The organism is Simplicispira sp., from assembly GCF_028687295.1.
Taxonomy (GTDB): Bacteria; Pseudomonadota; Gammaproteobacteria; order Burkholderiales; family Burkholderiaceae_C; genus Simplicispira; species Simplicispira metamorpha.
The window spans coordinates 1-10,291 of sequence record NZ_JAQUAL010000117.1; the positions used below are offsets into that span (position 1 = coordinate 1).

At 64.8% G+C, this 10,291-nt stretch carries 11 protein-coding genes; 7 read left to right on the forward strand and 4 right to left on the reverse strand.

The genetic code is table 11. The annotated features are described in order from the left end of the window. Positions 1–5 precede the first annotated feature (5 nt). The 3 genes from PHX69_RS12220 to PHX69_RS12230 all read left to right on the forward strand — a co-directional run bounded on the left by PHX69_RS12220 (position 6) and on the right by PHX69_RS12230 (position 5,123). Positions 6–1,535 carry a cation acetate symporter gene (locus tag PHX69_RS12220; protein ID WP_288044002.1) on the forward strand — a complete coding sequence of 510 codons (1,530 nt, stop codon included), beginning with the start codon at positions 6–8 and terminating at the stop codon, positions 1,533–1,535. 144 nt (positions 1,536–1,679) lie between these two features. Beyond that, positions 1,680–3,521: a methyl-accepting chemotaxis protein gene (locus tag PHX69_RS12225; RefSeq protein ID WP_288043991.1), complete on the forward strand. Its 1,842-nt coding sequence runs from the start codon at positions 1,680–1,682 to the stop codon at positions 3,519–3,521. Positions 3,522–3,722: 201 nt separating this feature from the next. After that, on the forward strand, positions 3,723–5,123 hold the full coding sequence (locus PHX69_RS12230) for an aspartate ammonia-lyase (protein WP_288043993.1): 1,401 nt from the start codon (positions 3,723–3,725) through the stop codon (positions 5,121–5,123). 57 nt (positions 5,124–5,180) lie between these two features. Here the strand turns inward: PHX69_RS12230 and PHX69_RS12235 are convergent, their stop codons facing one another. Next, complete coding sequence (locus PHX69_RS12235) at positions 5,181–5,399, reverse strand: SlyX family protein (protein ID WP_119013208.1); 219 nt, start codon at positions 5,397–5,399, stop codon at positions 5,181–5,183. A gap of 114 nt (positions 5,400–5,513) precedes the next feature. Beyond that, entirely contained in the window at positions 5,514–5,861 is a 348-nt protein-coding gene (locus PHX69_RS12240; protein ID WP_119013207.1) for an HPF/RaiA family ribosome-associated protein, read from the reverse strand. A gap of 200 nt (positions 5,862–6,061) precedes the next feature. Here PHX69_RS12240 and PHX69_RS12245 point away from each other — a divergent pair, with 200 nt between their 5' ends. The 4 genes from PHX69_RS12245 to PHX69_RS12260 all read left to right on the forward strand — a co-directional run bounded on the left by PHX69_RS12245 (position 6,062) and on the right by PHX69_RS12260 (position 8,743). Continuing rightward, entirely contained in the window at positions 6,062–6,934 is an 873-nt protein-coding gene (locus PHX69_RS12245) for a gamma-glutamyl-gamma-aminobutyrate hydrolase family protein (protein WP_119013206.1), read from the forward strand. A gap of 66 nt (positions 6,935–7,000) precedes the next feature. After that, positions 7,001–7,468 (forward strand): universal stress protein, encoded by a 468-nt coding sequence (locus PHX69_RS12250; protein ID WP_119013205.1) that lies wholly within the window; start codon positions 7,001–7,003, stop codon positions 7,466–7,468. A gap of 42 nt (positions 7,469–7,510) precedes the next feature. Further along, complete coding sequence (locus PHX69_RS12255) at positions 7,511–8,101, forward strand: phosphoribosyltransferase domain-containing protein (protein WP_288043996.1); 591 nt, start codon at positions 7,511–7,513, stop codon at positions 8,099–8,101. A gap of 21 nt (positions 8,102–8,122) precedes the next feature. Further along, on the forward strand, positions 8,123–8,743 hold the full coding sequence (locus PHX69_RS12260; protein WP_288043997.1) for a phosphoribosyltransferase: 621 nt from the start codon (positions 8,123–8,125) through the stop codon (positions 8,741–8,743). A 48-nt stretch (positions 8,744–8,791) separates the two neighbouring features. Here the strand turns inward: PHX69_RS12260 and PHX69_RS12265 are convergent, their stop codons facing one another. Beyond that, positions 8,792–9,262, reverse strand: a complete 471-nt coding sequence (locus PHX69_RS12265; RefSeq protein WP_288043998.1) for an FKBP-type peptidyl-prolyl cis-trans isomerase — start codon at positions 9,260–9,262, stop codon at positions 8,792–8,794. Between the two features lie 96 nt (positions 9,263–9,358). Further along, positions 9,359–10,291 (reverse strand): pirin family protein (locus tag PHX69_RS12270; RefSeq protein ID WP_288044000.1); only part of this gene is annotated, 933 nt, incomplete at its 5' end.

Genomic DNA, 10,291 nt, shown 5'->3' on the forward strand with positions numbered 1-10,291 from the left:
TGCTGATGACGCTGGGCATCACCTACTGGGCGGCGGGCCGCTCCAAGTCGGCATCGGACTTCTATACCGCCGGTGGCGGCATCAGCGGCAAGCAAAACGGCCTGGCCATTGCCGGCGACTTCATGTCTGCCGCCACGCTGCTGGGGCTGACGGCCATGATCTACGGCCAAGGCGTGGATGGCTATATCTACATGGTCGCGTTCTTCGTCGGCTGGCCCATCATCCTGTTCCTGATGGCCGAGCGCCTGCGCAATCTGGGCAAGTTCACCTTTGCCGATATCACCGCCTACCGCCTCAACCAGGGGCAGGTGCGCACCATGGCCGCGATCAGTTCGCTGGTGGTGGTGTGCTTTTACCTGGTGGCGCAAATGGTGGGTGCCGGGCAACTCATCAAGCTGCTGTTCGGGCTGGAATACAACGTGGCCCTGGTCATCGTCGGTGTGCTGATGATGGTGTACGTCATCTTTGGCGGCATGGTCGCCACCACCTGGGTGCAGATCATCAAGGCGTGCATGCTGCTGACGGGCGGCACCGCCATCATGCTGCTGGCGTTCAGCCAGTTTGGCTTCAGCTTCGAGACCCTGACCAACCGCGCCATGGAAGTGCACAAGCTGGGCCCCAATCTGCTGGCCTCGGGCAGCCTGCTGGCAGATCCGGTGACGGCCATTTCGATGGGCCTGGGCCTGATGTTCGGCATTGCCGGACTGCCGCACATCCTGATGCGCTTTTTTACCGTGACCAATGCCAAAGAAGCGCGCAAGTCGGTGTTTTATGCCTCCGGCATCATCGCCTTCTTCTTCCACGTGATTGCCTTCATGGGCCTGTGCTCCATTGTGCTGGTGGGCACCGACCCGCAGTTCTTTGAGGGCGGCGACGTCGCTGGCAAGCTGATTGGCGGCGGCAACATGGTGGCGCTGCACCTGGCCAAGGCCGCAGGCGGCAATTTGCTGCTGGGCTTTTTGTCGGCGGTGGCTTTTGCCACCATCCTGGCCGTGGTGGCGGGTCTGGCCCTGGCGGGTGCATCGGCCATTTCGCACGACCTGTATGCGCGCGTCATCATGAAAGGCAATGTGTCCGAAGAAAAGGAGATCCGTGTATCCAAGATGGCCACGCTGGGTCTGGGCGTGGTGGCGGTGCTGTTGGGTGTGGCCTTCGAGAAGATGAACGTGGCTTTCATGGTGGCGCTGGCTTTTGGCGTGGCCTCCTGCGCCAACTTTCCAGTGTTGCTGATGTCCATGTACTGGCGCGGCCTGACCACGCGCGGCGCGCTGGTGGGCGGCTATACCGGCCTGATCAGCTCGGTGCTGTTCGTGGTGTTCTCCAAGTCGGTGTGGGTGGATGTGCTGGGCAACGCAGCACCGCTGTTCCCGTACACCCAGCCAGCGCTGTTTGCCATGCCGCTGGCCTTCCTTTGCATTTACGTGTTCTCCAAGCTGGACAACAGTGAACAAGCCCGGATGGAGCGTGCCGCCTTTGACGACCAGTACGTTCGTGCCCAAACGGGCGTGGGCGCAGCCAGCGCCGCTGCACACTGAGCGGTATTACCCCGCTGACAAGCGGACTTTGTGAACTACTCCATCTTTTGCCGCGCACAGGGTGGAGTAGTGCGATAAAACGGCATTCTTGCCTCGGTCCACTGCACTTTGCACCCCTTCAACAGGGCGTTGCCACATCTGCCTATGTTTTCCTCTCTCCGAACACGCATGGTGGCACTGTGCGTTGGCATCGTTATGTTGGCGATGGTGATCGTTGCTACCACCAATTTGCTGATGACCCGCAGCAGCAGTATGGACATGATCAACAGCCAGTCTGCCGCGCTGGTGCGTGCCCACAGCACTGCGCTAGGCCAGTGGCTGCAGGCCAAGCAACGTGTGGTGGCGTCACTCAAGCCCCATGTGACCTCTGACAATCCGGTGCCCATGCTGCAAACTGCGGTGCAGGCGGCGCAATTCGATCAGGCCTACATGGGTTTTCCAGACAAGCATTTTGTTTTTTCTGAAAACCGGGCGCGCGCTGCCGATTACGACCCCACCCAGCGCGCCTGGTACAAGGGGGCGGTGCGAGCAGGCGGGGCGGCGATTACCCAGCCGTTCATCGGTGCCAGCACGGGCAAGCTGATCATCACGTTTTCTGATTTGGTCGGCAGCCCTGGCCAGGTGCAGGCCGTGGTGGCCGGTGACGTCATGCTGGAGGCGGTCATTACCGCGATTGGTGCCATCCGGCCCACGCCCCACAGCTTTGCTTTTCTGGTCAGCGGCACCGGCACGGTGATTGCACACCCCGACCGGGATTTGACGCTCAAGCCGATCACGGCCATTCACCCCGATTTGTCGCTGCCGCTGCTGGAGCCCACCCGCACCACAGAAGTACCCACCCTGGATTTCAGTGGGCGCGCCGCCATGGTGTACTCCCACGTGGTGCCAGGCTCGGATTGGCGCCTGGCACTCGTCATCGACCATGCCGAAGTCACCGCTGGTCTGGGCACGATGCTCACGACCTCGGTGTTGTCATCGGTGGTCATTGCACTGGTGGCTGCCGCCCTGCTGTACTTCGCTATCAGCCGGGCGCTGGCGCGGTTGCAGGGCCTGCGTCTGGCCATCACCGCGGCTGGAGAGGGTAATTTCACGCACCGCCTGGAGGCATCGGGGTCGGACGAACTCACCCAGATCGCCCAGGCCTATAACCGTTTTGCCGACAACATTGCCACCGTGCTGCACCAGATACGCGACACCAGCAGGTCGGTGGAAACCGCCACCTCTGAAATCGCCTCGGGCAACCGCGACCTGTCGGCGCGCACCGAGCAGCAAGCCCACGCGCTGGGCAATACAGTGGCCTCGGTGGACAAGCTCACCCAGACCGTTCGGCGCAATGCCGACAGTGCGGCCCAGGCCAACCACCAGGCCCAGTCGGCATCGCAGGTGGCACTCAAGGGTGGCGCCGTGGTGTCGGGCGTGGTGACGATGATGGATGAGATCAACCAGTCGTCGCGCAAGATTGCCGACATCAATGGCGTGATTGACTCCATCGCGTTCCAGACCAACATCCTGGCGCTCAACGCAGCCGTGGAAGCGGCGCGCGCGGGCGAGCAGGGACGCGGCTTTGCCGTGGTGGCCAGCGAGGTGCGCAACCTGGCGCAGCGCTCCTCAGCTGCGGCACGGGAGATCAGTGCGCTGGTCAACGATTCGGTCAACAAGGCGCAAAGTGGTGGCGCGCTGGTGCAGGAGGCGGGCCAGACCATGCAGGAGATCGTGGCCAATGTGCAGCGCGTCACCGGCATCATGGCCGAGATCAGCCAGGCCAGCAGCGAGCAAATCCACGACATTGAGCAGATCAACCAGGCCATCGTCCACATGGAAGACGGTACCCAGCAAAACACTGCACTGGTGGAACAGGCCGCCGCAGCAGCAGTCAGCCTGCAAGACCAGGCCACCCACCTGGCGCACATGGCCAACGCCTTCACTTTGGATGGTGCCGCCGAGCGCAGCGTCCGCCCGGTACAGGGGCTGCTCTGCCAGGATTGAGTGCAAGGTGGGCGACACGGGAGTCGCTATGGTTATGCCGATCAGTATGGGGGCCATGCCGCAGCGGGACATAATCTGCCCCGGAGCCCTGCTTTCGGGGACTGGTTTTCCAGTTCCCTTCGGCAGGGCTTTTGCACTGGTGGCGCCGGGCCGGTTCGGGCGGGTGCCATCCGTTTTTTGTCACCTTACTGAGACTGTTTCATGCGCCAAGAAAGCGACTTCATCGGAGTCAAGACCATCCCTCCCGCAGCCTACTGGGGGGTTCACACCGCCCGTGCGGTGGAGAACTTTCCCATCACCGGCCGCACCGTGGCCCACATGCCCCAACTCATCCGTGCCTTTGCCCTCGTCAAAAAAGCCGCTGCCCACGCCAACTTGCAGCTCGGCGCCATCAACCCCACCCAAGCCCACGCCATTGCCCAAGCCTGTGACGACCTGATCGCCGGGCAGCTGCACGACCAGTTTGTGGTCGATGTCATTCAGGGCGGCGCTGGCACCTCCACGAACATGAACGCCAATGAGGTGATCGCCAACCGTGCACTAGAGCACCTGGGATTGCCCAAAGGCCGCTACGACGTTGTTCACCCCAACGACCACGTCAACGCCTCGCAAAGCACCAACGACGCCTATCCCACCGCGCTCAAGCTGGCCACCTGGTTCGAAATCCAGGCGCTGCTGGACGCCCTGGCCAGCCTGCGCGGTGCGTTTGAAGCCAAGGCGCGTGAATTCGCTCCCGTCCTCAAAATCGGCCGCACACAACTACAAGACGCCGTGCCGATGACGCTGGGCCAGGAGTTCACCGCCTTTGCCAGCATGATTGCCGCCGACGAAGCGCGCCTGCGCGAGTCGGCCCACCTGATGACCGAAGTGAACCTGGGCGGCACCGCCATTGGCACCGGTATCAATGCCCCCGTGGGCTATGTCGATGTGGTCATCCCCGAGCTGGCGCGCCTCTCGGGCGTACCCGTCACGCCCGCCGCCGACATGATTGCGGCCACGTCCGATACCGGCGCTTTTGTCGATATTTCGGGCATTCTGAAACGCATCGCCACCAAACTGTCCAAGATCAGCAACGACCTGCGCCTGCTCTCGTCGGGCCCGCAGGCCGGTGTGGGCGACATCAAACTGCCTGCGCGCCAGGCGGGCTCGTCCATCATGCCGGGCAAGGTCAACCCGGTGATTCCGGAGGTGATGAACCAGGTGTGCTTTGAGGTGATTGGCAACGACGTGGCCATCACCATGGCCTCGGAAGGCGGCCAGTTGCAGCTCAACGCCTTTGAGCCGCTGATGGGCTGGGCGCTGCACCAAAGCCTGACGCACCTGGCGCGCGCTTGCCAGACCTTGCAGGTCAACTGCGTCGAAGGCATTGAGGCCAACCACCCGCTGCTGGCCCAGCGCATGGCCGAGTCGATCACGCTGGTGACGGCGCTCAACCCCCTCATCGGCTACGAGAAATCTGCCTCCATTGCCAAGGCGGCCATGGCCAGTGGCAAGACCATTGCACTGACCGCCGAGGAGCTGGGCATCATGGGCCAGGCAGAAATGAGCCTGCTGCTGGTGCCCGAGCGGCTGACCCAGGCCGGTGCCCTCAGCGTTGCCTGACACGGCGCACTGAGCCCCGCAGTGTGGGCGCCGCCGCCGCGCCTGCACTGCGCGCTGTCAGTAGTGCGGCGGCAGCTCATCGCGCAGGCTGCGCGGTGCAGCGCCGCCGCCCTCGGGCTGCTGCTGGCCCAGGCGGCGCACCTCTTGCAGCAGCCAGTCGATGTGCTGCTGCTGGCGGTAAATGGTCAGGTTCAGTTGGTCCAGCAGGTCTTCATTGAAACTGGCTTTGATTTCCAGGTCGGCCAGCCGCTGCTCGGTATCGTGGGTGTGGGTCATGGCTAAAAGAGGCATAAAAAAGAGCTGCAAGGCTTGCTGTACAAGCGCTTGCAGCTCCTGAAAAGTGAGCTAATCAAGCCCCGCTGCGGCATTGGCCAGCGCGGGGCGGGGGGCTCATTCCTCCAGGGTGCGAATGGTTTCGCGGGCGTTCTTGTCCTTGATGCGGCCCAGGTCAGCGTCCAGTGCGCGGATCAGCTTGTCGGCGGCGCTGGTGAAAGCGCTGGCCACCTTGTCGGCATCGGCCGTTACGGTGATCGGCTGGTGCCCGGCGGGGCGTGCTTCCAGGCGGCAGCGCTTGTCGTTAACCCCTGACTTGCCTGCGTCCACGTCGGTCAGGAACACTTCCACACGGGTGATGTGCTCGCGAAAGCGTGCCAGCCGGGCTGCTGCTTCTTCCTGAATCCAGAGTGCCAGCGACTCGCCGCCTTGAATGTGGTCGTTGGTGTGTACCTGAACTTGCATGTTGGGCTCCTTTTGTAGCTATGGATCGGCATCGTACCGACACGAACACTGTAAACCAGTGCCGGGTATCGTGCAGACAGCGGGCGGTACAGGCTTGATGCATGTCAATTGTTGCCACCCGCCCCCCACTGCGCTGGCGGCTCCAGCGTCTGCGGTGCCCTCCTACAGGCCCGCGCAGGCGCAGGTGCTACAACCAGGGCATGCCAGCCTCACGCCGCCTCAAAATCGGGCTTTCTGCCTGCTTCTCGCACGCTGATCCGTCGCGTTCCCTGTTCACGGGCAAAACCTTGCAGTACATCGAGCAATCGGTGGCCCACTGGATCATGTCCGCCGGTGCCATGGTGGTGATGGTGCCTTGCCCCACGGGCGAGACAGCGCGCGGCGATGTCACGCTGGCGCACTACGCTGACTGGCTCGATGGCGTGGTCATGCACGGCGGCGCCGATGTCTGGCCCGGCAGTTATGGCGAGGCGCCTTTGCGCCAGGCGTGGGAGGGCGACCGCGTGCGTGACCTCTACGACCTGGCCGTGGTCGAGGCGTTTGCCCAGGCGGGCAAGCCCATTTTTGGCATCTGCCGGGGCCTGCAACTGATCAACGTGGCCTTTGGCGGCACGCTCTACCAGGACATCGAAACCCAACGCCCCGGCGCCTTGCAGCACCGCAACGCCAGCACCTACGACCAGAACTTCCACCAGGTGGAGTTTGTGCCCGGCTCGCGCCTGGCGCAGCTGTACCCGGGCCAGCGGCGCGTGCGCGTCAACAGCATCCACCACCAGGGCATCAAACGCCTGGCGCCGGACTTTGAGATCGAGGCCTACAGCCACCCCGATGTGGTGCCCGAGGCCATTCGCCGCCGTCCGGGCCCCGGGCGCGGCTACATCGCCGCCACTCAGTGGCACCCCGAATTCCACCGCCAGGGCCACAACGCGTTGGATGACACAGCCATCCTGCACGACTTTCTGGCCGCTTGCAGCGCCACCCGCGTGCAACCGCCGCAACCGGGCCACAGCCCCTTGCATATCCGTGACCGTGCCGCGCGCCTGCTGCGCCAGGCGCTGCTGCGCCGGCACTGAGGCCGGCGCGCAACAACACCGGCATTTGTACCCACCAGCCAAACCACCGCACCCAGGAGAGCCCATATGTACCAGCGTATTCTTGTTCCTGTTGACGGCAGCGCCACCGCCTTGCAAGGTTTGCAGCAAGCCATTGCGCTGGCGCGTTTGAGCGGTGGCCAGTTGCGCTTGCTGCACGTGACCGATGAGCTCTCGGCGGCGCTGGCTCTGGGCTCCTACGCGCCGGTGGCGACGGACATTTTTGCCGTGCTGCACGAGGCGGGCCAGGAGCTGCTCAACCAGGCCCGGGCGCAGGCCATCGACCAAGGCATTGCTGCCGACGTGGTGCTGGATGAAGCCCCGGGTCGGCGTCTGGCCGATGCCGTGCTGGAGCAGGTTCGCAGCTGGCCTGCCGACCTCATCGTGCTGGGTACCCACGGTCGCCGTGGTGTGAGCCGCCTGCTGCTGGGCAGCGATGCCGAGCAGGTTCTGCGCGTGGCCCCGGTGCCCGTGCTGCTGGTACGCAGCGCAGATGAGCCCGCGCCGCAAGCGTGACGCCTGCCCACCGCCCCCTGCGCCAGACTGGAGAGTCTCACCATGACCGCACCCCCAGGCGTTCGCACCTGTCTCTACGATACCCCCCAACTGGGCGCAGTCATGAACACCATGGCGCGCCAACTGGCCAGTGGCCTGGCAGGCAGTTGTACCCCGGTGGCCGTGATTGGGGTGCTGCGCCGTGGCGCACCGCTGGCCGATCGGCTGACTGCGCTGATGGTGCAGCGCCATGGCCTGGCCATACCGCTGCGCCTGGACCTTTCGGTCAAGCGCTATGCCGATGATTTGACCCTGTTGTACCCGGAAACCCGGCTGACCGAAGAGCCCCGGCACGCCGACCTGGCATTGGCAGGCCACACCTTGCTGGTGGTGGACGATGTGCTCTACACCGGGCACTCCCTGCTGCGCGTGGTCGAGTACCTGGCCCGCTGGCAGCCCGCACAGATTCGCTGTGCCGTTCTGGTGGATCGGGGCGTGGCCCGATTGCCTGTGCATGCCGATGTGCTGGGCGTGCGCCTCGACGTGGCGCCGTCCGACATCATCGAGTGCAACGTGCCACCCTACGAGCCCACGTTCAAGGTGGATGTGCTCCAGCCGCACGCGCTGCGCGATGGAGCGCCCGCTCCCCCTTGACCCCTCTTGCAAAGGTTCGCCATGTTCCGTGATCGAGAAGAAGCCGCCCAGCGCCTGTGCCAGCGGCTCAGTGCTTTTCAGGGCCGCAACCCGCTGGTGCTGGCCATTCCGCGCGGCGGCGTGCCCATGGGAAAACTGCTGGCCGACCAGTTGGGCGGCGAGTTTGACGTGGTGCTGGCGCGCAAGCTGCGTGCGCCCTTGCAGCCCGAGCTGGCCGTCGGCGCCGTCGATGAAAGCGGCTGGACTTACATCGACCCCAGCGCCGCCTCGCACGGCGCCGATGCCGACTACCTGGCCGCTGAAACCCGCACCCAGATGCGCACCATCCACACCCGGCGCAGCCAGTACACGCGCCTGCGTGCGCCCATCAGCCCTGCGGGGCGCACCACCATCGTGGTGGATGACGGCTTGGCCACAGGCGCCACCATGGTGGCCGCGTTGCACGCGGTGCGTTCGCACCGGCCGCTGTGGCTGGTGTGCGCCGTGCCGGTGGCTGCCCACGCGGCCCTGCGCAAAGTCCAGTTGCTGGCCGACGAAGTGGTGTGCCTGGAGACGCCCGAGCCCTTTCGGTCGGTGGGCCAGTGCTACAGCTACTTTGGCCCGGTCGATGACGACGAGGTGGCCGCCTTGCTGGGCACCTGAGGGGCGGGCTGGCGCCGCCCCTGTGCCGTTGCCCAGCGATTCAGTCGCTCAATGCTGGTGGCCGTGGGCGCCATGCACATGGCGGTGGACAATTTCTTCGGCGCTGGCCGCGCGCACCTCGGTCACCTTGCAGCTGAACTTCAGTGCCTGCCCGGCCAGCGGGTGGTTGCCGTCCAGATGCACCTCGGGGCCCTTGATCTTGACCACATTGAACACCTGCGGCTGGCCATCCGGGCCCAGACCTTGCAGTTGCCCACCCACCTTCACGCCGGGCGGAAACTCGGCCTTGGGGATGGTGCGCACCAGCGATTCATCGCGCTCACCAAAGGCATCGGCAGCGGGCAGCTCCAGCGTGGTGGCAAAGCCCACGGCCTGGCCGTCCAGCGCTGCCTCGACCTTGGGGAAGATGTTGTCGTAGCCACCGTGCAAATAGGCCAGGCTGCCCGCGTCCAGCGGCTTGCCTGCCAGGCTGGTAACGGTGTAGCTCAGCGTGACGGCGGTATCGGCGGTGATGTTCATGCGGTGCTTTCTCTTGCGTAGAGGGGGTGGGGCTGATAAAAATCATAGCTACTTGCGCTTGCTCTGTAAGCGTTTGCGGCTGATTTGGCATGAATTTTACGCCGTGGCGTCGGGCGGCAATACTTCGTGATCCTGGCCGGGGTAGCGGGCAAAGCGGCGCGCCTGTGGGCCGTGTACCGGGTCGCTGGCAGGCCAGGGCCAGCCGCCAAACTGTGTGCGGCGGTAGTCTTGCATGGCCTGCATGATTTCCTGCTGCGTGTTCATCACGAATGGGCCGTACTGCGCTACCGGCTCGGCCATCGGGCGGCCTTGCAGCACCAGGCATTCGACGGCTTGGGTGCCGGTGTTGGTCAGCAGCCAGTCTTGGCGGGCATCCACCTCCAGCGCCGCGTGACCGGGCACGTCGTGCAGTCCCAGGCGCAGGCCGTCGCCGACAAAGTAATACAGCATGCGCCGCGTGCCCGCCTGGGCAGCGGGCAGCGTCCAGGTGGCGCCGGGCGCCAGGTGCAGCGTCCAGATGGCCACATCGGCATCGGGCTGCGCAGCCCACGACTCGGGCGGCGGCGCCAGCGGGGCCGCCGTGCCCGGCAGGGCGCCCGCCACCACGGTGACGGTGGTGGTGCGGCCCTGGTCGTCGTGGTGGATGAGGCGCGGAATGCGCTCGTTCCAGAACATGGTGAAGTGCGGCGTGGCCATCTTGTTGCGCGCAGGCAGGTTCAGCCAGACCTGGAACAGCTCCAGCGGATTGGGCGCGCTGGCATCGAGCAGCGGGAACATCTCGGAATGCTGCAAGCCTTTGCCCGCCGTGATCCATTGCACATCACCGCCACCAAAGCGCGCTGCCGCGCCCAGCGAGTCAGAGTGATCAATCAGGCCCTGGCGCACCAGTGTCACGGTTTCAAAGCCCCGGTGCGGGTGCACCGGAAAACCCGGCACCGCCTGGCCGTGGTACATGCTCCAGCCGTCCTGGCGGCTGAAATCGCTGCCCATCTGGCGGCCTGCCAGCAGCGGCGCGGCAGGCCCGAAGGC